Below are 23,274 nucleotides of genomic sequence, written 5' to 3' on the forward strand. Positions count from 1 at the left end.
CCTATTGTGCCTTGCGCCGACGCTTAGATTTATTACTTTGAACTAAGCCTACGTTAGCCATTTCAGGCATCGCAACTGGCCCAAATTCTTTCATGACGCGACGATAAACCTCGCGTTTAAACGACACCACATTTCTCACTGGGTACCAATAACTAACCCAGCGCCAATTATCAAACTCAGGATGGCTTGAATGCAATAAATCTACATCTTCTTCTTTACAGGTCAATTGCAACAAAAACCATTTTTGTTTTTGTCCAATACAGACGGGGTTGCTCCCTTGTCTTACTAATCGTTTGGGTAATTTGTATCGCAACCAATTTTTGGTTACCGCCAGAATTTTTACGTCTTCTGGTTTTAAGCCCACTTCTTCATGGAGTTCGCGATACATCGTTTGTTCGGCAGTTTCATTTTCATCGATTCCGCCTTGCGGAAACTGCCAAGAATGTTGTCCATAGCGCCTTGCCCAAAATACTTGTCCTAGTTCATTGCAAATTACTATGCCAACATTGGCGCGGAATCCTTCGGCATCAATCACTTAGACTCCCAAGAACTCTATTCTTTTAATGTTTGGCATTCTTCCATAAACTACTGGGCTTTCAAAGGAATAAAATGTGTCAAACAGACGCAAAATGATTATTTCTGTAAACTTATCACCTTAGAGATATCGATGAATCGTCAAAACATCCGTTTTAGCCAGCTATTCTATTGGCTCTTAGCTATTAGCTATTTGCTCCTTAGTCAGTTTTATCCTTATCCTCTGCAGGCCTTACATAAAGCAGGTCCAATCTTATTTTTAGTGATTCTCACTGGTCTTTTATGCACCGGCCGTTTGCGACTTTGGTTAGCTATGGCCCTACTATTTAGTGCAACTGGAGATATTTTATTAGCCAGCACCATAGAGCATAGTTTTATTTTTGGTTTATTGTCATTTGCCGTTGCCCATCTATGTTACGCAGTGGGATTTTGGCCTTGGTGCAGATGGTCGAATAAGGCCCTACTAAAGGCTTTACCTCTTGTAGGGATACTGTTGGTTGTGTTGTTACTGGTATTGCCACACACCGCAGAATTACGCCTACCCGTGCTGGTTTACATGGGGATTATTAGTTTGATGGCAGTATTGGCCATTTTTAGTCAAGTACAAACTCCCTATTTACTCATCGGTGCTTTTCTATTTGTTATTTCTGACAGCTTAATTGCAGTAAATAAGTTTGTAATAGCCTTACCAGCACAACATTTATTAGTGATGTTGACTTATTATTTAGCCCAGTATTACTTATTTCTAGGCTGTATTAAGCAAGGGAATACTTATGTTAGGCACTAGTATGCCACCACAAGATTGCGATGAGTTACTTAAGCGTGCCCAGCAAATTGCGGGCTTAACCCTTGGCGAATTGGCTGCGACCCTCAATATAAAGGTACCCGCTAATTTTAAACGCGAAAAAGGCTGGACCGGTCAATTGCTGGAGTTGTGCTTAGGGGCCAGCGCGGGCTCTAAAAGCCAGCAAGACTTTGCCCATCTGGGTATTGAACTCAAAACCATTCCCATTGATTTACAGGGAAAGCCGCTAGAGACCACCTATGTTTGTTATGCCCACTTGACCCAAATCGCCGGGATCGAATGGCATAACTGCAACGTTAAAAATAAACTTAACCAAGTGCTATGGGTGCCGATTGATGGCAGACGTGAGATTGAGCCTAGTGCTCGCATGATAGCAACTCCGTTTTTATGGTCACCCAGTGCGGAGCAAGAACAACAACTGCGTCAAGATTGGGAAGAATTGATGGAGTTAATCGCGCTGGGTAAAATAGAACAAATCACCGCTCGCCTCGGGCAACATTTGCAACTCAGACCCAAAGCAGCCGACGGTAAAGCCCTTACCAACGCGATTGGTCCTAATGGCACGCTTATACAAACGCGTCCTCGCGGATTCTATTTACGTAAAAATTTCACTCAGGCCATATTGACTGAAGTGTTTAACTAGTTATTGCCTTTGACGCTGGTCTGTTGTTGTTCGACTAGCTCAACTAAACGCGTTAACTCGGCGATCTGATACCAATGCTCGCGACTGGCGCTTGCAATATAACGACTAGTGGGATGCAGCACAGTTAGACTTTTATAATATTGACCTGCATCTTGCTGCCAAGTAACAAGGTCTTGTTTCTCGATAAGATCTTTTTCTTCATCGATCAATTTCGCTTCAAAATCGGTGTCAATCACAATAAGTGGTATGGTCGCTGGCCATTGAGTCGCAGCCGCAGCATCTAGATCTTGGTCGTAAATAGCAATTTCACGGAATAAATTGACTTGGTTTGTAATGTTAAGTCGAGCCTGTTGCAACTTCTCTACATATTGCCAATCGATAAACGATGCGACCATACCTAATGCTTTTAACTGGGCAATCTCAGCCGCATTTTTTTGCTCTGTTCTAGTGATATAATTTCCAGCTTGGATATAGTCGATATAGCTCGTCAAATTTTGCTTAAATTGGGCAGCATCATTTTTATATCGATTGATAGAAAAAGGCGAGAGGACATCGGGATCGATCATAATGACTTGTTTGATAGCTCGCTGCTCGGGGTTTTGAGCTAAGAATAACTGCACACTGATATTACTGCTGGCAAAGGCGACCAAGGTAGCCTGGTCGATGTTGAGTTGATTAAACACCAGTTCGAGATCGCTGGCGAAGTGTTGATAACCCACTCTAGCATCAGGAGTACCCACTACCACACCGGCTCTGTCTAAAGCAATTACTCGATAATTTTTTGCCAGCTTTGGACCCAAGCTAGCCCACCAAGCGGAATCAGAATGCCAAGTATCAATTGGGCCAGACAATAATACTATAGTCGGTGTTTGGGCCTCTTCCTTCGATCCCCACGTCTCAAAATGCAGTTGATGGCCGTCAACTGACAATAACTCCGCACCAAGTGGCGAACTATTTAAAACATAAATAATGATAAATAAAACCAAAAATAGACGCATTTGCATACTGAGTCAGCTTAATATGTCAGCAGTCTATGGTACTTTTGCTGAATATATTGTCGATGTGCGGCAAAACGCGAAATAAATAAGACCAATGAGTTATGCCAGTCGGCACCCGTTTAAGCGAATAATAAGAAGGTTAACACTATGCTTGAAGGATTTGAAAAAGCAGAACTAAGTCAACTTACGGCGACAGTGGCTTACCAAATACTGACAGGCTTTGATAAAAGCTTTCGCTGGTACTGCCGCATAACAGGTGGCGCGCAACAACGTTTTGAACAAGGTCAGTGGCATGCCACTCAACTGGCAGTCAAAGAACGCATTAGTATATACGAGCAAAGCCTATCGGCCGCGGTCAGTGATATTTATCATCACATATACCCCCTGCAGCAAAATAACAAATTTTGGTACGACCTAAAAAATGCCTATCTAAAATTACTCGATGACCATCCCCAATTTGAGTTAGCCGAAACGTTTTATAACTCTGTCATTGGCCGCATATTTAAACATCAAAAGATTGATGATCAAATGATGTTTGTTTTGCCCAGCCGTTGTTTTTTAGCTGGCCATTTTCGCCACAAAGTGATCAACAGTTTTGATACCACCGGCACGGTAAGAAAACTGCTAGACGATATCTTTAATACCTATCGTTTTAATATTGATTTTGCGCACTTAGAGAAGGATCTTGCTCTGGTTGATCAAATTATTCGCCAAAACTTGAATAGGCAGCAATTGGCCAGTATTCATACCATTGAAATATTAAAACCCGTGTTTTATCGAAGTAAATCAGCTTATTTAGTTGGTCATATTTGCATGCCAGAACGGACCATCCCTTTTGTTATTGCTTTGATGCTTGATGAAGATAAAAAACTTGAAATTGATGCTATTTTATTAGAACCAAGCGAACTCAGTGTTATTTTTGGTTTTGCCCGAGCGTATTTTATGGCAGATACCCAACACCCGGCGGAAGTCGTAGCATTTTTACATGAGCTATTACCCAATAAAAAGCACTTTGAACTGTATATTTCATTGGGTTTGTACAAACATGGTAAAACCGTTTTTTATCGCAATTTTCTGCAACACTTAGCACACAGTGACGATGATTTTACCTTTGCACCCGGTATACGTGGCTTAGTGATGTCCGTTTTTCATCTGCCCTCTTACGGCGTGGTATTTAAGATCATTAAGGACCATTTCCCGGAAAGCAAAAAAATCACTAGGGAACGCGTCAAAGAATGTTATCGACTGGTCAAAATGACCGATCGCGTCGGTCGGATGGCCGACACTCATGAATATGTCAATTTTCGTTTACCTAAAGCCAGAATTGAAGCGTCTTTATTAAGCGAATTACAGCAAGAATGTGGCAGTAGTATTGAAGTGACTGAAGATGCTGTGATCATTAAACATCTATATATTGAACGAAAGATGACCCCCTTAAATATCTATTTAGAGCAGGAGACCGATACAAACAAAGTACGCAACGCCATTGACGAATTAGGCTTATGTATCAAACAAATCGCCGCGGCTAATATTTTTGCCGGTGATATGCTACATAAAAACTTTGGCATTACTCGCCACGGCCGCGTTATTTTTTATGACTATGATGAAATTTGTTATATGCATGAGCGAGAATTTAGAGTTTTACCCAAATCGGATGACCCCTATGCTCTGGATACTTTGTCCGTTGGGCCCACCGACGTCTTCCCAGAGCAGTTTGAGCATTTTATAGTAGGAAAAAAACACCTGAAGTTATTACTTAAAGAACTACATGGCGACTTAATGACTCAGGCATTCTGGTTAGAAGCTCAACAAAAAGCTGCTACCCGCGAAGTACAATACTTTTGGCCATATGCACAAAGCAAACGTTTGCTTAATCAAAAACTGCTTAGCCATCAGGTGCAGTGACGTAGCGCCTAATACAGAGCTACAACCATAAGACCAATGGAGCAAAAGAAGCCTAAACCCCAACAAATACTGCGAACAAGGTGAAAATCAAACCAATAACTCAGTAAATAGGCTACGCGCGCTAGAATAAATGCGATACACAGATACTGAGCGATAGGACCGACTTGGTTCAAGGCAATGACGCTCAAAGCGCCTGGAGTAAACATAATTAAAGCTTCAAAGCTATTTTCGTGGGCGGCTTTGGCCCGAGCACCAAAACCCACTAAGGCATTTTGTTGGGCGCGCGGATGTCGATTATCATAACCACCTTGCTGTTTATTTTGCGCAAATGCTAAGGGCGCTTTAGCCAATATGGGCATTATTACCGCTATCAGTAAACAGATTAAAACCAGTGACATAACAACCTCGATAAAATAATAGTTTGTGAATGTAAAAGAGTTAGTGGCAACATTTGCAGTCCATGCCATTATAGTAAAACATGCCTGATGTTATAGTAAAAAACACCTCTTAGTGGCTTTTAAAATAACACCATATAACCAAGCGTTACTTGACTCTAATAAAATAGAAGTAAAGTTTAATTTAGCTCAGGCTAAGTTTAAAGAAGGATAAAGATTACGATGCTTAATCTAAAACAATTGAATCAAATCACCTCAGATAGCAACTTGTCACATAAGCAAAAGATGACATCACTGCTTCAATTGGGATTAGAGCATTTCGATCTTGAACTTGGCATAATTAGTCAGATAGATGGCGATGACTATATTGTTCGCCACGCCATATCACCTGACAATGGATTAACAGCCGGTACCACTTTCTCCGTTGGCGATACCTATTGTGTGCATACTTTAGCGACTAATCATGCCCTGTCCTTTCATCACGCGAGCAAAAGCAGAATTGCTCAACACCCATGCTACCTAAACTTTGGTTTAGAAAGCTATATAGGCGCTCCAATTTGGGTTGATGGCAAACGTTTCGGTACTATAAACTTTTCAGCTAAAGCTCCAAGAACACAGCCTTTCAATGAAGAAGAACATGACTTTATTGAGTTACTCTGCCACTGGGTCAGCAATGAAATAGAACGACATGAAAAACAGTCATTGCTGCTAGACCAACAAAATAAAATGGCTCGCCAGCAAGATATTTTAAAACAAATGGGCGAGTTAGCCGGAGTGGGTGCTTGGGAAGTGGATCTGGTTCAACAAAAAGTATATTGGTCAGAGGTCACCAGAAAAATTCATGAAGTAGACACGGATTATGAGCCTACATTAAGCACAGGCATCAATTTTTATAAAGAAGGCGAAAATCGAGAACGGATTACCGCCTTAGTTAGCAAGATAATAGCACAAGGTGGTCATTTTTCTGACGAATTTGAAATTGTTACCCACCAAGGAAATGCTAAATGGGTGGCAAGCAAGGGCCGAGCTGAAATGTATAATGGACAATGTATAAGGCTAATCGGCGCCTTTCAAGATATTACCGAACAGGTCTATTATCGCGATCAATTAGAAAAAAGACATAAAGAACTTACTTTAGCACTTGAAGCTCGCAGTTTGTTTTTAGCCAATATGAGCCATGAAATTCGCACACCTATCAATGGTGTATTGGGCATGTTACAAATATTGGGCGCCTCTTCGCTAAATAAAGAGCAACAGCGTTTTTTAGGTTTAGCCAAAGATAGTGCAACGTCTTTATTGGGCATTATTAGTGATATCTTAGATTTTTCTAAGGTTGACTCTGGCAAGTTAACACTCGAAAAAGTACCAGTAGACTTAGATAAATTACTGAATAACTGTGTCGATATTTTCAACCCTCGAGCACAAGACAAATCAATTAAGATGATTAAACAGTTTGATTCTATTCAAAATGTTATCGCTGTTGCTGACCCCACTCGCCTGCGGCAAATTTGTTCAAACTTACTATCAAATGCTATTAAATTCACCCATCAAGGTCAGGTTACAATAAGCACTAAACTGACCGTAATTGACAAAACTAAAGCCTTACTCACTATTAGAGTTGCAGATTCTGGCATTGGCATATCCAGCAAACAACTTGCTCAACTGTTTTTACCCTTTAGCCAAGCAGATGTCTCTACTACCCGTAAATTTGGTGGAAGCGGTTTGGGTTTATCTATAATCAAAAGTTTGTGTAAACTCATGAATGGTGATGTGACGGTTGAGAGTACACTGAACAAAGGCAGTGTTTTTAGCGCGACTCTTGAGCTAGAGATTTCGTCCAATGGACCAAACAAGATTAAGCCCCTAGTAGAAGCTTCAGACTCACTAGATTTGCAAGGTTTGCGTATTTTAGTGGTAGAAGACAATGAAATAAATCAAGTTGTGGTAGGTGAAATGTTAAAACAACAGCATATTGATTTTGATATTGCCAGTGACGGACTCGAAGCCCTAGCCATACTGCAGCATGAAGCCAAGCATAAGCGCTTTTATTCTTTAGTTTTGATGGATTGCCAAATGCCTAATATGGATGGTTATGAAGCAACAAAGCTGATCCGGCAATTACCACTTCCTTTGGCAAGTCTACCTATTATTGCCCTAACAGCTAATGCCCTGACTGGCGAACGTGAGAAATGTTACGCCATGGGCATGAATGACTACATATCGAAACCAATAGAACAAAACATACTGTATTCAGTTTTAAAAAAGTTTAGCTAAGCTTTTTGTTACTTTAATCACGTCCAACTAGAGTGAGTTTTAAAATAGTACTTACCCCATTTTTCACTTAGAAATTAAGTTATTTTTATACAAGGTAGTAATGTTGTGTCTTCTTTATTAATGGTCATTTTAGCCACGACCTTGGCGGGTTTGGGCATGCCTTTAGGCGGCCTCATTGCTAACTTAGAACATTTTCAATCCAATTGGTTAGCTCAAGAATTTCGTCATGGTGTGATGGCTTTTGGTGGAGGAGCCTTGCTCTCTGCAGTGGCCTTAGTACTCGTTCCTGAAAGCATCAAGCATGTGTCTATGGTCTTAGCTAGTGTGTATTTTTTGGCCGGTAGTTTGGCATTTATGAGCCTTGATATTTGGCTGCGAAAACACCGTACACCTGCCAGTCAATTGGCCGCAATGCTCGCTGACTTCATTCCAGAATCTATTGCGCTTGGCGCCGCCATTGCCCTTGATAGTCCCAGTAGCTATTTACTCGCTGGCCTTATCGCCTTACAAAATATTCCAGAAGGGTTTAATGCCTTTCGTGAATTGCGCTCTTCGCGGCAGTTTGCTGCAACTAAAATACTATTAGCATTTTGCTTATTGGCGCTCTTAGGCCCAGTGGCAGGGGTAACTAGCTACTTATGGTTGACCGAATATCAACATGCCGTTGCTGCCATTATGTTATTTGCCTCAGGAGGCATTCTGTATTCGATTTTTCAAGATATCGCACCGCAGGTAAAATTAGAAAAGCACTGGTTTCCACCCATGGGCGCCGTCTTCGGTTTTCTATTTGGTATGTTAGGCTTTATGTGGGTGCATTAATGGACAGCAGCAATCCAAATTACACTCCTGCTTTTTTGAATCAGCTCACCCAGTCCATGGCAATACTGCAGCCCACGCCAGTGCACAACATCAAGCTAGTATGGCCCAATATCGAAAATATCAGCTTGCATATAAAACGAGATGATCTGCTCCATCCCATAATATCAGGCAATAAATGGCGTAAACTCAAATATTCTTTGGCCTACGCGCAACAGCATAAGGTAAGGCATATCATCAGTTTTGGTGGTGGTTTTTCCAACCATTTACACGCTTTGGCTTACTGTTGTCATCGTTTAAAAATCGAGTTTAGCGCCATAGTACGCGGTGATTATTCCGCCAATCCCAGTCCTATGTTACAGGACTTGACTGCTTGGCAAGCTAACATTCACTATGTGAATAAACTCACCTATCAGCAACGCGCCGAGCCAAATTACCTTGAGCAACTTCAGCAACAATTTCCACACGCAATGATCATTCCTGAAGGCGGCTCAAATGACTCAGCACTAAAAGGTGTAGCAGAAATCATAAGCGAGTTAGTCAGCTCTTATGACTATATTATCGCTCCCGTTGCCAGTGGTGGCACTTTAGCAGGGTTGATCGCTGCAACCCACAACACCGCGACACAAGTATTGGGTATTGGCGTACTAAAAGGCCAAGGTTATCTGGAAGAGCTGGTACAATGTTTATTACCCAAGACCTATGCTCATTGGTCTATTTGTCATGAGTATCATTTTGGTGGTTACGCCAAACGAACAGATGAGTTAGTTGATTTTTGCGCAAATTTTTATCAACAAAGCAACATCCCAATCGAGCCTGTGTATAGCGGCAAATTACTCTACGCTCTTAAGGATTTGTTAGAACAAAGTTATTTCCCCAAAGGCAGTAAAATTTTAGTTTTACACACGGGTGGATTGCAAGGCAGTCGCTTAAACCCATAAACCAGTTTTCTGAGTGACTTGCCGGGTTCATGGTATATCTTGTAAGCTATTCAAAATAAGTTCTTTAACTATCTTTCAAGGAAGAAAAAATGTCTGCAAAACATCAATGGCGAATACTCTATATTGGAATCTTCCTATTGTTCATATCCGCATGTGCAAGCCCTTATAAGCAAAATACCAACAATGAATTCAGCCTACCACAAGGACTCTTTGGTCATGCTGTGGTGAATAATGGAGAAAAGCTTTTTGTGTTCGGTGGCTCTGGAAACAAAGGTTTTGCTAGAGATATTTATATAGTTGACCCAAACACTCGCAAAATCGAGCACTTGAGCGATTCATTGCTGCCAAGACGATATCATTCAGCCGTTTGGGATGGGCAAGACTCAATTTATATTCTAGGCGGAGTGAGCTTGTTGAATAAACGACTATCGCTGCAACCATCGATAGAGGTTTATGATATACCGAGTAAAAAAGTCACAATCATCGGCGAAATGCCAGTTCCAAGACGTTTTGGCAGTGCTGTTTTTATCGACGGTAAGATTATAGTCAGTGGAGGTGAGATGTTTAGCCGCCAGCCCAACGACAGAGTCAAAGCGACTGACACAGTGGCAATCTATGACATATCCGCCAATACTTGGAAAAAAGGCGCAGACTTACCTTACCCACAAAGCACTAGAACGGTTGTACTAAACCAAGAAATTTATGCGATTGGTGGATTTAATGGCAGTGTCGCCTCAGATCATTTTGCTCGCTATAACTATCAAACAGCACAGTGGATTAGCTTACCTGCTTTACCGCAAGTATTGAGTGCTCATTCCGTGGTTGCCAATCAGGATAAAATATACACCTTTGGTGATTACCAAGATCTGAGCGCGAGTTATGTTTACGATGCCACATTGCAGACATGGCAAAAGACAAACTTTAATTATCAGCCAAGTCGACATAATGCTGCCACGGTTTTAAATAACATCATTTATGTCATCGGCGGTAACATTGGACCTAGCGGGCCCTTCTTAAACACAATTCAAACATTTCCCATTGAGTAAAAATGAATCTAACTGAGTGGCTACAAGGTTTTGCCGGTGCATCGCCCCTTGAATGGACTGCAACTATTGCGGGCTTTTTATGCGTTTATTTATTGATTAAACGCAGTATCTGGAGTTTTTTCTTTGGCCTGATACAAGTCAGCATTTATGCCTGGATTTTTTATGAGGTAAAACTCTACTCCGACATGATATTGCACGTGTTATATATCGGTTTTCAATTTTATGGCTGGTTTATTTGGCGCCGCGCGCAAGATGAGCATAATCAAGTAGTGGTGATACGCGGTAGTAACCAGCAATATGCTTTATGGGCTGGCGTCGTGGTAATTAGTACAAGCATAGTGGGTACTATTATGGCCAAAAATACCGATGCTAGTTTCCCGTATCCAGACGCATTTACCACCTGTGCTAGTTTAGTCGCGCAGTGGTTGTTAAGTCACAAGAGGCTGTTTAATTGGCTTCTATGGATTGTGGTTGATGTTGTCGCCATTACTATTTATTGGCAAAAACAACTGTACCCAACTTCTGCCCTGTATTTATGCTTTTTAGTCATGGCGATGATTGGCCAGGTTCAGTGGTACCGCTCATGGCGTGATGCATCAAAAGCTGTGCATTAGATGAAGCTAGGTTTTACTTTAGGAAAATTTGCCCCTTTGCATAAAGGTCATCAATGGCTTATTGATACGGCCTTATCTCAGGTTGATCAACTGATGGTAGTTATTTATGCCTGTGATGAATTACCACAATGCCCTCTCTCAATGCGCTCTGCTTGGCTTACATCGCTCTATCCGCAAATAACGGTGATACTTGCACCAGATGGCCCTAAAGAAACCGGTTATAGCCCGGCAATAATGGGCGCTCAGGAACAGTATCTCTTATGCTTATTAACCGGTTACCAATTTGATATGTTCTTCAGTAGTGAACCTTATGGTAGACATATTAGTAAAGCATTTAATTGCCAAGACATTCGCATTGATCAAAATCGAGCGAGTGTACCCGTCAGTGCAACGATGATTAGAAAAAATATAACTCAATACCAAGACTTTTTGTCTCCACTGGTATTCAATGATTTAATGGCAACTAATGCCTTACAATAAAGAACCTTAAGCATAATGAGCAAAAAAATCGTTTTCCTCGGAGGGCCTTCCACTGGAAAAACCACATTGTGTGAAGCACTGGCTGAACAGTTGAATACTCTGACAGTGGCTGAATATGGTCGAGAATACTGGTTAGAGCATCAAGTAGACCGACGTCTAAGCCCTGAGCAATTGCTGCATATCGCACAAACCCAAAATGAATGGGAAGACAGAGCACTGTCAAAAGCAAACGCACTATTGTTATGCGATACCAATGCCTTTACCACTTGGCACTTTGCCCTGCACTACCACGGTAAAGCCCTGCCAGAATTAACTAAGTTAGCCAATAACTCGTGGGCTCGTTATGACCTCGTGGTGCTCTGTGGTGATGACATACCTTACGACGATACTTGGGAACGCTCAGGTGATGCTAACAGACATGAATTTCAACGTTTTATAAAACAATATTTAGCACAAAATAACATCAAACATCTATACGTATCCGGTTCGCTTGAACAGAGAATAAATGCAGTTTTAACATCACTATGCCATAATCATGGGCTAGAAAGTTGCTGCGTATAACTGGAACTAACAAATAAAAACAGCTATTTTAATGCAGCGCTTGCATGCTCAAAATTTACTGATAGCATGCGCGTTTTTTTATATCTTTAAACCTAAAAGGATCATCCTATGTCTCGTGTCTTGATCATTGGTGCTGGCGGCGTTGCTGCGGTTACTGTTAAAAAATGTGCTCGTTTACCTGAGTTTTTTGACGAAATCTACTTGGCCAGTCGGACCGTATCAAAATGCGAAGCCCTGCAAAAAGAGCTGGGTGCCGAACGCATCAAAGGTGTATTTGCAGTTGATGCTGATCATGCCAGTGAAGTAGTTAAGGTGATTAAGCAAGTCAAACCAGACTTAGTGGTTAACCTTGCCCTACCATACCAAGACCTAGCTATTATGGATGCGTGTTTAGAAACAGGCGTGCACTATTTAGATACAGCTAACTACGAACCCAAAGATGTGGCTAAATTTGAATATTCTTGGCAGTGGGCTTACCAAGAAAAATTCCAAAAAGCCGGTTTAATGGCTTTGTTAGGCAGTGGTTTTGATCCCGGTGTTACTAACGTATATACCGCCTACGCTGCAAAACACTATTTTGACGAAATTCATTACCTCGATATCGTTGATTGTAACGGTGGTGATCACGGACAAGCTTTTGCCACTAACTTTAATCCTGAAATCAATATTCGTGAAATTACACAACGTGGTCGTTTCTGGGAAAACGGCGAGTGGAAAGAAACCGACCCCTTGAGCGTGCGTGAAGATCTGGATTATCAAAATATCGGCGTACGTGCTTCTTATTTGATGTTCCATGAAGAATTAGAGTCCATTGTTAAGCACTTTCCAAGCTTAAAACGTGCGCGTTTTTGGATGACCTTCGGCGATGCTTATCTAACTCATTTGCGTGTATTGGAAGGCATTGGCATGACAAGTATTGCGCCGATTGACTTCCAAGGGCAGCAAATTATACCTTTAGAGTTTTTAAAAGCGGTGTTACCAAACCCTGGTTCATTAGCAGAAGGGTATACCGGTATGACGTGTATCGGTACTTACATTACCGGTATGAAAGACGGTAAAGAGCGAACTATTTTTATCTATAACAATTGTGATCATGCCGCTTGTTATGAAGAAGTAGGTGCCCAAGCGGTTTCATATACGACTGGTGTACCTGCAATGATTGGTGCAGCGTTGATGCTTAACGGAACCTGGAAAAAACCAGGCGTGTGGAATATGGAGCAATTAGACCCAGATCCCTTCATGGAATTACTCAATGTACATGGCCTACCCTGGCAAGTAATTGAAGTTGAGCAAAGCCCGTTTAAAAAATAAGGCTAAAGCTAAGAGCTGCGAGCTGCGAGCTGCGAGCTGCGAAAAAGACTAAAATCTTTGCGTTCGCAGCTCAAGGCTTCTTGCTCTTTTTTCTTTAACAGATCAATGATCTCGGACCTTATTGGTCCTCACCGAAGCTAAATAAGTTAATCCTATGAATGATCCTATGTTGAACCCCGCGATACCTTCACCTTGTTATGTTTGTGAAGAAGCCAAGCTCGAAGCTAATCTTAAATTGATGCAGCGAGTACAAGAGGAAAGCGGCGTTGAAATTATATTGGCCTTAAAAGCCTTTTCAATGTGGTCCACATTTGATTTGGTCAAACAATATTTACAAGGTTCTACCGCCAGCGCGGTATGGGAAGCGCGCTTAGGTAAAGAAACCATTGGTAAACAAGTTCATGCCTTTTCACCCGCGTTTAAACCCGCAGATATTGATGAACTCGTCGATTTAGTCGACCATATTTCTTTTAACAGTTGGGGCCAGTGGCAGCGTTACAAACAACAAATATTAGCTTCATCGGTTTCACCCGGGATTAGATTAAATGCAGAACATCGTGAAGCCGAAACCGAACTGTATGACCCAAGCGCGCCCGGTTCTCGCTTTGGTATATTAGCCAAAGATCTAATTGATGTAGATTTAACTGGTATTGAGGGTTTTCATATTCACAACCTCTGTGAATGTGATTCTTATGCCACCGAACGTACTATCTTGGCGGTAGAAGCAAAATTCGCTCAATACTTTAGCCAAATTAAATGGATAAATTTTGGTGGCGGTCACCTGATGACAAAAAAGGGCTACAACCTTGAGCATCTCATCGCCACATTAAAAGCGTTTAAAGCCCGTTACCCCCATCTTAACGTCATATTAGAGCCAGGCTCTGCAGTAGCATGGCAAACAGGCCCCTTAATTTGTGAAGTGATTGATATTGTCGAAAACCGTGACAAAATTGCCATAGTCGATATGTCTGCTACTGCACACATGCCAGATGTACTTGAAATGCCTTATCGCCCTGAGGTACGTGGCGCTGGCAAAGCCGGTGAGTTAGCTTATACCTATCGCTTTGGTGGTAATTCTTGCCTAACCGGCGATGCAATTGACTTATATAGCTTTGACCATGAACTGCAAATTGGTGAACGCATTATCTTTGAAGATATGATCCATTACACTATGGTTAAAACTACCTTTTTTAATGGTGTTGAGCATCCATCTATTGGCATACTGCGCAAAGATGGCTCCTTTGAGTTAGTGCGTAAATTCACTTACGAAGACTTTAAAAACAAATTGTCATAAATAACCAAGTAATACTTACCCTCCATTTTAAAAATGTGGGCTAAGTATCTGTATTTCAAGACTGAACCATGCCAACCTATCAACCAAATCAAGGGGCTTAGTTTATACTTCAGCCTAGGTTAGCTGTCTCAAATTAGATACAAATTTTCCAATAATGATAATAATATCTCCCACTAAAAGATGACAATGCGGCTTTAAGCACGATGAAGCTACATTTCTTCTGTGTTAAATGCGCGACATTGTTGCAGCAAAGCGACATTACTATAAATAACCGGGATAACTTTTAGAGTTGGTACACATTCTGCTTTAAACACCCACAAGTAAGTGGTTAATTAACATTTGTAGCAAGGAAATTTTATTTTGCGCAGTCAATTTTTTTATTCTCTAATAATGTCTAGCATGCTTCTTATGCTATCTAGCTTGGTCAAAGCCCAAGATGATCGACCAACCTACTCTTTCAATAGGCAATGGTTCGAAGAGCAAGCTAAACAACTCGCCTCTGAACCTTATGTTGAACAAAAGCTCCCCGTCGACAGTCCGCTTAACAATCTGAGTTACGATGACTATCGCAAAATTCAATTTCAACGCAGTGCTACTGTGTGGAAAAACGAAGATCGTAACTTTCGATTAAGTCCTATGCACCCAGGCTTTTTATTTAAACAGCCAGTAAAACTGAATCTTATCGTGGGCGGAGTTTCCAGACGTATTTTATATACCAGTGAAATATTCAATTATGATAAAGAACAAAAAGCGGCCAAAGAAACACAAGCTGGGGGTTATTCTGGGTTTAAACTAACCACCCCTATCAACAAACCAGATATTTGGGATGAATTTTTAGTTTTTCAAGGTGGTTCTTATTTTCGTGGTTTAGGTAAGGATAATTGGTATGGCTTATCAGCCCGCGGACTAGCCATCAATACGGCAAAGCCCTCTGGCGAAGAATTCCCCTCATTCACTGAGTTTTGGATAGAGCGACCAAAAGAAAAGGCGACAACTATCGTAATCCATGCCTTGTTAGAAAGCCCCTCGCTCACCGGCGCCTTTACCTTCAAAGCGACACCGGGCGAAAATACCGTTATTGAAGTATCAAGCACCTTGTATCCTAGAAAACAAATTGAGGCATTTGGCATCGGTTCTTTAACCTCTATGTTTTTATTCAATGATGTAAACCGAACCCGTTTCGATGATTTTAGACCTGCGGTGCACGACTCTGATGGTTTATTTATGATCAACGGACAGAATGAACGAATTTGGCGTCCACTGACTAACCCTCGTAAGTTGCAAGTATCAGTATTTCAAGATACTGCACTCAAAGGGTTTGGTTTGTTTCAACGTCATCGCCAATTTACTGACTTTGAAGATATGGAGGCCAACTATGAAGCACGGCCTTCTGCTTGGGTTGAGCCTATAGGCACGTGGGGACCTGGCCATGTTGAACTGGTTGAAATTCCGACCAATTCTGAAATTCACGATAATATAGTCGCATTTTGGCAACCCTCTGAACCGCTAAAAGCCAACAGAGCCTATTCTTTTGAATATAAGATCTCTTGGGGCTCGCTCTTTAAGGCTGAAGACAAGGGCGGCCGTATCCTGTCGACAGCTACCGGTAAATCACTAGGAAGTGAAAATATCCGAGATTTTGTTATCGATTATGATTCGATGAATCTGCCAGAGAATATAGAGATTCATGCTACAGCCAGCACTGGCAAAATTGTCGGTACCATCCAGAAGTTTATGCATCAAACTGGTTTGTATCGGGTTGTAATTAAATTTGAACCAGGCCGAGAAGATCTTTCTGAACTTCGGGTATCCTTATCCAGCAAAAACCAAACTTGGGGCGAAACGTGGCTGTACCGATGGAACCGTTAAATATGCAAGGTGAGCAAAATAATATGCATCGGCTTGCCACACCAGCTGAATGCCCGTTAGATATGCCACCACAGGATTTTAAGCGGCACAGTAAAATCGTTTATCGACGCCAAGCTTGGACAACTTGGCTGGCGCGCTTAATTACTTTTGGTGGAGCCACTAGTTTAACCGGATTTGCGACATACCAAATGGTATTAATAGTGTCACAGGTTGAAGTCACGGTTTTGCAATGGTTGATGGTTGGATTTTTTGCCCTAACCTTTGTTTGGATTGCCTTAGCTGCATGTGGAGCAATAGCAGGATTATTTTTTCCAAACAAAATACCCAGTCCACAAGCAGACAGTCTTCTAGGTAAAAAAACCGTATTGCTGATGCCCATTTATAACGAAGATGCTGCGCAAACGTGTGCGGCATTAATGAGTATGGGCAAAGCACTGGTTGCTGAGGGTGTCGGCCAGCATTTTGAAATTTTTATCATTTCAGACTCAAATAAACCCGAGGTGTGGGTCAAAGAAACAGCAGCGGTGCATCAACTGCAAACCGCTTTACATGGTGACATTAAGGTATGGTATCGACGTCGATTTAACAATAAAGCCAAAAAAGCTGGCAACGTGCACGAATTTGTTAGTCGCTGGGGTGGGCATTATGACTATATGCTGATACTCGACGCTGATAGTTTATTGTCAGCATCAACCTTACGCACCCTAATGACTGAAATGGCCTCTGATCCGCACAGTGGAATTATTCAGACCTTACCATGCCTTTATCGGGGTAATACCTTGTTTGCTCGGCTACAGCAGTTTGCTGGCACCATTTATGGCCCAATCGTAGCCAAAGGTATTACTGCGTGGCAAGGTGACGATGGCAACTATTGGGGCCACAATGCCATTATTCGCGTTAATGCTTTTGCGCAAACGGCAGGTTTACCCACCTTGGGCGGCAACAAACCATTTAGTGGTGACATACTGTCTCATGATTTTGTTGAGGCGGCATTAATGCGTCGTGCAGGCTGGTCTGTGCGCATGCTACCTGACTTAAAAGGTTCGTGGGAAGAAAGTCCACCGAGTTTATCAGATGTCGCAATTCGAGACAGACGCTGGGCACAGGGCAATATACAACATTTGGCGGTACTGTCGGCCAAGGGTTTAAGATGGCCCAATCGTTTTCATATGCTAACGGGCATTATGGGCTATATGGCCTCACCTATTTGGTTTGCTTTGATCCTGATCGGTATTGTAATGGCCGTGCAAATCCATTATGTCAATGTCGAGTATTTTTCCGATGAGCTCAGCTTATTCCCTCATTGGCCTGTGTTTGATTCTGAGCGCATGATTCAATTGTTTGTGCTGACCATGGGTATACTGTTAGTACCCAAAATTTTGGGTTTACTGCGCGCCATATTCACTAAACAACTGAGACAGCCTTTGGGAATTATCCGTCTATTGCTCGGCGCGATAATAGAAATTGTTTTTTCAGTACTCTACGCACCCATCTTTATGCTAATCCACAGTAAACACATGCTTGATATTTTTCGCGGGCGTGACTCTGGCTGGTCTACCCAGCAACGTCAACATAAGGGTACGGATTGGCTGCACCTGTTTCGAATGCATATTTGGCATACCTTAATTGGCGTCGTGATGACTGCAATCTTAGTTTATTATTCTCCGCCTTTACTGTTTTGGTTGGCCCCAACTTTAATCGGCTTGCTACTGTCGATACCACTTTCAGCTTTAAGTGGCAGCAGCATACTGGCAAAAGTCCTGAAGTTTTGTGGCTTACTTAGCATTCCTGAAGAAGTAAATATGCCTGCTTTGATGCAACAAAGAGATGAGTTTGAACAACTATTTTCGGCACAAGTCGCTGAACTTAATATTGAGTATTTGTTGAGTCACCCCTTGCACAGGGAGAATCACTTTTCAATGACTCAAGCACCTCTTGTACCTGTGCGTGGTCATCCTCCTTTAGATAAAATCAGTGTTGAACACAAAATTGCTGATGCCCAATCACCACAAGAGGCTATCGCTTGGATGACGGATAAAGAAAAATTAGCCTTGTTAAGTGATCGCCAGTTGTTTGCATCCTTATTGGCCATTGCATCCACCCAAAACTGAATTTAACGATACCCAACGCTGATGCCCAGCCCTTTTGATTAGCGGGGTTTCAGCGCTCGGAACGGGGTGATTTAAACATTAAATGCATTAGATAAACCACAACCACAAGATTAACCAACAGGGCTGACACGGTCAGAAAATTAAAGTAGATGATGATTTCACGGATCTCAAAAGGAATATAAACCGCGCCACTAATCAACGCAAACCACTCTGTCCAAGGTTTTTGATGCCACAATCCATAAGCTTCAATAAAGCGGATTAAGGTATAAAGAATTACGCCAGCAGCCACTAAATTAACATTTTTATCTGAGACTTGAGCAGCGACCGTTATTAACACATTAGGATAGTGGCTGGCAGGGTTGAGGTGTAAATGTGTGACTAAACGCTCGGCAACAAGCTGCAAATTTTGACCCGCCAATACATGTAACCCTAAGGCGACAATAAACGCCAGCCCCCCTTTAGCGGCCTCCAATATGGCGATCGTACGCAATCCATTCAGTTTCCCTGACATCTATTACTACCTTTACTGCTAAAAAAAGTAAAACAGCTTTAATTTGCCGTGCCGACTAATACTTGCGGTGCACCGCCAGAAGAAATGCGTACTGCATCAGCGGCCACAATTTGCATCGCTGGACTAGCCAAGGTTTGCTGCAATGCGTCCATTGAAGGAAAAGGTAAGCTAAACATTTGATAGAAGGGGGCAGGTCCTAACGGCGTTGGTAGAAACGTAGTTGAAGACTACCACTACCTTGGTAAACCACCAACGAATTCAAAGCATGAAAAAGCAAGGATGACGTAGTACTATTAAGTAAAAATGGGAATACCGGGTAAAGAATGAATACAGACTTATTCAGTCCATATATAGATGAAGGTTTGCGCATAGCTCAGCAGGCTCTAAGCACGCCATATACCTACACGCAGATAGGTATTGTTTTGTTGGTCTACGTTTTTGCTTATTTTGTAGCAAGAAAAATCCGCAACAGTATTGGTATAACCCATAATATTCCTTCTGAAACCGCCCACCCTCTGCATAAGCTCGCCTTTCGTTTAGGTGGGATTATTTATCCTTTGGTTTCCATTACCTTACTGCGTATCTCCACTGAAATAAGCGGACACACTGCCCATTCTGCTTGGGTCATCAACAGCGCTTATTTTATCGCTGTCCTGTTGTTTTTTCATTTTTGCATCAAAGCCTTTGTGACCAATCGCTTTGCCGCTAATTTATTTAGATGGGTAGGTTTACCCACATTAATTTTACATCTTTTAGGCTATTTGCCGATTTTCATTAGTGAATTAGAAGAAATATCACTCGAAGTAGGCAATGTCAGTGTCTCGGCTTACGGCGTATTGCGCGTATTAATTTTTGGCACCTTACTCTTTTGGCTAGGCCGTGCATCCAGCAGTCTTGGCAAAGATATTATTCGTAAACAAGAACATCTTGACGTACCTACTCGTGAGGTTTTCTCAAAGTTGTTTGAGGTCGCCTTATTTTGTGTTGTATGTTTGCTGCTACTCAATGTAATGGGAATTAATCTAACCACTTTAGCCGTATTTGGCGGAGCGGTAGGTGTCGGTCTTGGTCTTGGTTTACAGTCCATTGCGTCTAACTTTATTTCAGGCATTATTATCTTGCTCGACCGCTCATTGACAGTTGGCGACTATGTTGAATTAGATGAAAATACCAAAGGGTTTGTGCGCGAGTTTCGCATGCGTTATGCCGTGCTAGAAACCTATGACGGTAAAGATATTGTTGTCCCCAATGAAATGTTTATTTCATCGCAGTTTATTAATTGGACCCACAAAGATCCGAAACAACGTTATCGAGTCGACTTTTCAGTACCCTATGCTACTGATGTACGTGCCATGGTTGAAATCATCAAAGTCCTAGTGGCTGAGCATCCCCAAGTGATCAGCGGGGAAGACGTGCCATTCGAGGAACGCCCTGATTGTGAAATAGACAGCTTTGGTGATTCAGGCATTAATATGTTTGTAGAATTTTGGATGCAAGGGGTTGATGACGGTAAAAATCGGGTAGGGGGAGACTTAATGTTGAGCATATTAGAGACATTAAAAGCACACGACATCCATATGCCATTCCCACAACGTGAAGTCACTATTTTAAACCCCGATATGATTAAAAACCCGGTGAACAAATAATGCTCACTATAATCGTCGTCCCAAAACGAGAAAATAATGTCTGATTCGCCAATTATTACTGATAGCTTTAAACGTCAATCTTTGGGTTTTTTCCCCACTCCCTTTCACTATTTAGCTAATTTTAGTGAGGTTCTCGGCGGACCTAAAATTTTCATTAAACGTGATGATCTTAGCGGCTTAGCCTTCGGTGGTAATAAAACACGTAAGTTAGAATATTTATTGGCGGAGGCTTTAAATAATGGCTGCGATTGCATAATCACCGCTGGTGCCGTGCAATCAAATCACTGTCGTCAAACGGCTGCGGCCGCAGCTTTATTAAAACTGCCTTGTCATTTGTTATTAGGTGGTGAAAAACCACAAACAGTTAACGGCAACCTACTATTAGATTATCTATTAGGCAGCAAGATATATTGGCAAGGAGAACACCGTAAAGGTGAAGGTATCCCTGACTTAGTTAGTTTGCTCACCCAGCAAGGTCATAAACCCTATGTCGTGCCATATGGTGGCTCTAATGAAGTAGGCGCACTTGGCTTTGTTAATGCCCTGCAAGAATTACAGCATCAGCTTGTTAACACACCAATTAGCCATATTGTGTTTGCCTCTTCATCGGGTGCAACCCATGCTGGTTTGTTGGTTGGCAAAGCATTACTACAACAGAGCTATCAGTTGATTGGTATCAATATTGATAAAGACGAAGATGCAAAAAAACCCTTTAAGCAGGTTATTGTCGACTTAGCTAATCAAACGGCAAGCTTTCTTGGCAAAGACTGTCGTTTTGAACTCGACTCCATTGATTTATTGGAGGGCTTCACGGGCCAAGGTTACGGTGTTTTAGGTTCAGCCGAACAAGAAGCCATCAGCTTGCTCGCTAAAAGTGAAGGCATATTGCTTGATCCGGTTTATACCGGGCGTGCTATGGCAGGTTTGATTGACCTGGTGCGCAGCGAACAATTGCCCGCATCTGCCAACGTCTTGTTTTGGCACACGGGCGGCAATCCAGCATTATTTGCTTATGCTGATAAATTTACCGAGTGGTAATCAACCACAGAGCCTTAAGAGTTAAACTTAAGGCAGTAAACCAGCTAAGTCCTCGCCGAGACTAGTGACGGGTCTTTCGATAATTCGCCCTAGTTCATTTTCACCATCAAATAAAATAATAGTCGGCGTATAGCGCAAATCTAAACGACGATAAGTCCCAGAAGGCTCTTGCTTGTTATGATTCACTGCCATGAGCTTTAAGTTAAGTTGGCTTAATTTGGCGGCGTCTAACAACTTGAGTAATCTGGGCACTTCTCGTTCACTGTCGTGACACCATGCACCAAATAGCACAGTGATAGACTTACCTTCAAGTTGCTGGGCGGCAATAATTTCCGCTGGACTAGGTTGATAAACTTGATATTCCGCCAAAAAACCTGGATAGCTAGATAATAATTGCTGGGCAGTGACATCACCGACTAAGTCTTCTGGTGTCTGTGCTACCGTGCTTGTTTGACAACCCAGAATAAAGCTGAGCAATAATCCTATAAACACCATGCGCATATGCCATTTCCTTTTTGCTTGACAATCGTTCATTACATATTAACTACGACTGATTGACCGCTATGCTTAATATTTCATCTTGCTTGGGAAGATTGAGCAAAAATTCGATGAACTCAGTCAACCCCACATGATTCACTTCTTTCAAAAACGCCACGTTTAACGAACAACTAAAGTCACCACAATCATCCACCTTAGTCAGCAGGCCTTTTGTTACATACTCTTCCGCTATTGATACCGGTAATAGAGCCATACCGCCCTGAGTCAACAGTAAATCTAAGGCAATACGAATAGAACTGGTATTAAACTTTGCCTCCTTCGTTTTAGGAAAAAGTTTTTCTACTTCGTCACAGGCCTTGCCATGCCAATCTAAGCTAATATAGCGCTTAGCGGTTGAATCAATATCCTCTCCCCCCACCTGCTTTATATATAAACCCAGCGGTACGGTTAATAAGGGTAAAGTTTCTATTTGGTCTGATTTGAGTGGTTCGCTAACCACGGCTAAGTCAATCGTCCGGTTATGTAACTGGCGTAACAATAGCTCGTTAGTCATAATTTCAGCACGCACTGTCAAAGCTGGAAAATATTCGCTAATGCAATTTAAGGCATTACTTAAATATAACTCCCAGGCATTGGGTGTGCCGGCTAATGCAATATGCTGTACATTAAAATTGTTGATCGCCTTTACGGCATCGTTCAAGGTCGCCGCTAAGGTTTCAGCGAAAGGAACAAGTTTTTGTCCAGCCACCGTTAACTGAATACTATTTCTGTTTCGTATAAATAAGGGACTATTAAAATACTCTTCGAGTTGTTTAATTCGGGCACTTACCGCTGACGGGGTAAGATAAAGATTTTCTGCCGTCTTACCAAAATGGCGAGTTTTAACCACTTCAAGAAAGGTAACGAGGAAACGCACATCCATAGATAAAGCTTGTTGCTGGGTTGATAAGTAATTCATACCTTGATTAGGGCTGAAATTCAATA

The 23,274-nt window shown here is 41.9% G+C and carries 23 protein-coding genes; 16 read left to right on the plus strand and 7 right to left on the minus strand.

The window, feature by feature from the left end; genetic code table 11:
• Nucleotide 1: 1 nt before the first annotated feature.
• Nucleotides 2-535, minus strand: a complete 534-nt coding sequence (gene rppH, locus ABKW31_RS16105) for an RNA pyrophosphohydrolase (protein ID WP_348617591.1) — start codon at nt 533-535, stop codon at nt 2-4.
• Nucleotides 536-667: 132 nt separating this feature from the next.
• On the opposite strand from rppH, the gene ABKW31_RS16110 reads away from it, so the two are divergent.
• On the plus strand, nt 668-1,321 hold the full coding sequence (locus tag ABKW31_RS16110) for a lysoplasmalogenase (protein WP_348617592.1): 654 nt from the start codon (nt 668-670) through the stop codon (nt 1,319-1,321).
• Nucleotides 1,308-1,982: a DNA mismatch repair endonuclease MutH gene (mutH, locus tag ABKW31_RS16115; RefSeq protein ID WP_348617593.1), complete on the plus strand. Its 675-nt coding sequence runs from the start codon at nt 1,308-1,310 to the stop codon at nt 1,980-1,982. Before ABKW31_RS16110 ends, mutH begins: the two co-directional genes overlap by 14 nt.
• Here mutH and ABKW31_RS16120 read toward each other — a convergent pair.
• Nucleotides 1,979-2,986 carry an alpha/beta hydrolase gene (locus tag ABKW31_RS16120; RefSeq protein WP_348617594.1) on the minus strand — a complete coding sequence of 336 codons (1,008 nt, stop codon included), beginning with the start codon at nt 2,984-2,986 and terminating at the stop codon, nt 1,979-1,981. The genes mutH and ABKW31_RS16120 overlap by 4 nt on opposite strands.
• Nucleotides 2,987-3,127: 141 nt before the next feature.
• Between ABKW31_RS16120 and aceK the strand changes: the two genes are divergently transcribed.
• Nucleotides 3,128-4,885, plus strand: a complete 1,758-nt coding sequence (gene aceK / locus ABKW31_RS16125) for a bifunctional isocitrate dehydrogenase kinase/phosphatase (protein WP_348617595.1) — start codon at nt 3,128-3,130, stop codon at nt 4,883-4,885.
• A gap of 8 nt (nt 4,886-4,893) precedes the next feature.
• Here the strand turns inward: aceK and ABKW31_RS16130 are convergent, their stop codons facing one another.
• Nucleotides 4,894-5,283, minus strand: coding sequence for an MAPEG family protein (locus ABKW31_RS16130; RefSeq protein ID WP_348617596.1), 390 nt, complete (start codon nt 5,281-5,283; stop codon nt 4,894-4,896).
• Nucleotides 5,284-5,502: 219 nt separating this feature from the next.
• On the opposite strand from ABKW31_RS16130, the gene ABKW31_RS16135 reads away from it, so the two are divergent.
• From ABKW31_RS16135 to mdoH, 11 genes are all read left to right on the plus strand, one after another.
• A complete protein-coding gene (locus ABKW31_RS16135; RefSeq protein ID WP_348617597.1) occupies nt 5,503-7,554 on the plus strand; it encodes an ATP-binding protein in 2,052 nt (683 codons plus the stop codon).
• A gap of 105 nt (nt 7,555-7,659) precedes the next feature.
• Nucleotides 7,660-8,373 carry a divalent cation transporter gene (locus ABKW31_RS16140; RefSeq protein ID WP_348617598.1) on the plus strand — a complete coding sequence of 238 codons (714 nt, stop codon included), beginning with the start codon at nt 7,660-7,662 and terminating at the stop codon, nt 8,371-8,373.
• Nucleotides 8,373-9,311, plus strand: a complete 939-nt coding sequence (locus ABKW31_RS16145; protein WP_348617599.1) for a pyridoxal-phosphate dependent enzyme — start codon at nt 8,373-8,375, stop codon at nt 9,309-9,311. Before ABKW31_RS16140 ends, ABKW31_RS16145 begins: the two co-directional genes overlap by 1 nt.
• 89 nt (nt 9,312-9,400) lie before the next feature.
• Nucleotides 9,401-10,357: a kelch repeat-containing protein gene (locus ABKW31_RS16150; RefSeq protein ID WP_348617600.1), complete on the plus strand. Its 957-nt coding sequence runs from the start codon at nt 9,401-9,403 to the stop codon at nt 10,355-10,357.
• Between the two features lie 2 nt (nt 10,358-10,359).
• Nucleotides 10,360-10,971, plus strand: a complete 612-nt coding sequence (gene pnuC / locus ABKW31_RS16155) for a nicotinamide riboside transporter PnuC (RefSeq protein WP_348617601.1) — start codon at nt 10,360-10,362, stop codon at nt 10,969-10,971.
• Entirely contained in the window at nt 10,972-11,451 is a 480-nt protein-coding gene (locus ABKW31_RS16160) for an adenylyltransferase/cytidyltransferase family protein (RefSeq protein WP_348617602.1), read from the plus strand.
• A gap of 15 nt (nt 11,452-11,466) precedes the next feature.
• The gene (locus ABKW31_RS16165) at nt 11,467-12,012 is read left to right on the plus strand and encodes an ATP-binding protein (protein ID WP_348617603.1); all 546 of its coding nucleotides are present in this window, start codon (nt 11,467-11,469) and stop codon (nt 12,010-12,012) included.
• Between the two features lie 108 nt (nt 12,013-12,120).
• On the plus strand, nt 12,121-13,323 hold the full coding sequence (locus ABKW31_RS16170) for a saccharopine dehydrogenase family protein (RefSeq protein ID WP_348617604.1): 1,203 nt from the start codon (nt 12,121-12,123) through the stop codon (nt 13,321-13,323).
• A gap of 154 nt (nt 13,324-13,477) precedes the next feature.
• On the plus strand, nt 13,478-14,617 hold the full coding sequence (nspC, locus tag ABKW31_RS16175) for a carboxynorspermidine decarboxylase (RefSeq protein WP_348617605.1): 1,140 nt from the start codon (nt 13,478-13,480) through the stop codon (nt 14,615-14,617).
• Between the two features lie 408 nt (nt 14,618-15,025).
• Nucleotides 15,026-16,486, plus strand: coding sequence for a glucan biosynthesis protein (locus tag ABKW31_RS16180; RefSeq protein WP_348617606.1), 1,461 nt, complete (start codon nt 15,026-15,028; stop codon nt 16,484-16,486).
• Nucleotides 16,474-18,597 carry a glucans biosynthesis glucosyltransferase MdoH gene (gene mdoH, locus ABKW31_RS16185; protein WP_348617607.1) on the plus strand — a complete coding sequence of 708 codons (2,124 nt, stop codon included), beginning with the start codon at nt 16,474-16,476 and terminating at the stop codon, nt 18,595-18,597. Before ABKW31_RS16180 ends, mdoH begins: the two co-directional genes overlap by 13 nt.
• 49 nt (nt 18,598-18,646) lie before the next feature.
• On the opposite strand, the gene ABKW31_RS16190 is transcribed toward mdoH, so the two are convergent.
• Together ABKW31_RS16190 and ABKW31_RS16195 are read right to left on the minus strand one after the other, a co-directional pair.
• Entirely contained in the window at nt 18,647-19,108 is a 462-nt protein-coding gene (locus tag ABKW31_RS16190) for a DUF2127 domain-containing protein (protein ID WP_348617608.1), read from the minus strand.
• A 38-nt stretch (nt 19,109-19,146) separates the two neighbouring features.
• The gene (locus ABKW31_RS16195) at nt 19,147-19,284 is read right to left on the minus strand and encodes a hypothetical protein (RefSeq protein ID WP_348617609.1); all 138 of its coding nucleotides are present in this window, start codon (nt 19,282-19,284) and stop codon (nt 19,147-19,149) included.
• 147 nt (nt 19,285-19,431) lie between these two features.
• Here ABKW31_RS16195 and ABKW31_RS16200 point away from each other — a divergent pair, with 147 nt between their 5' ends.
• Together ABKW31_RS16200 and ABKW31_RS16205 are read left to right on the plus strand one after the other, a co-directional pair.
• Entirely contained in the window at nt 19,432-20,754 is a 1,323-nt protein-coding gene (locus tag ABKW31_RS16200) for a mechanosensitive ion channel domain-containing protein (protein ID WP_348617610.1), read from the plus strand.
• A 36-nt stretch (nt 20,755-20,790) separates the two neighbouring features.
• Nucleotides 20,791-21,792, plus strand: a complete 1,002-nt coding sequence (locus ABKW31_RS16205) for a D-cysteine desulfhydrase family protein (protein WP_348617611.1) — start codon at nt 20,791-20,793, stop codon at nt 21,790-21,792.
• A gap of 27 nt (nt 21,793-21,819) precedes the next feature.
• On the opposite strand, the gene ABKW31_RS16210 is transcribed toward ABKW31_RS16205, so the two are convergent.
• A complete protein-coding gene (locus ABKW31_RS16210; RefSeq protein WP_348617612.1) occupies nt 21,820-22,293 on the minus strand; it encodes a thioredoxin in 474 nt (157 codons plus the stop codon).
• Between the two features lie 43 nt (nt 22,294-22,336).
• Nucleotides 22,337-23,248 (minus strand): LysR family transcriptional regulator, encoded by a 912-nt coding sequence (locus ABKW31_RS16215; RefSeq protein WP_348617613.1) that lies wholly within the window; start codon nt 23,246-23,248, stop codon nt 22,337-22,339.
• Nucleotides 23,249-23,274: the final 26 nt, after the last annotated feature.

The sequence above is a fragment of the Paraglaciecola sp. 25GB23A genome (assembly GCF_040012495.1).
In the GTDB taxonomy this organism is placed as follows: Bacteria; Pseudomonadota; Gammaproteobacteria; order Enterobacterales; family Alteromonadaceae; genus Paraglaciecola.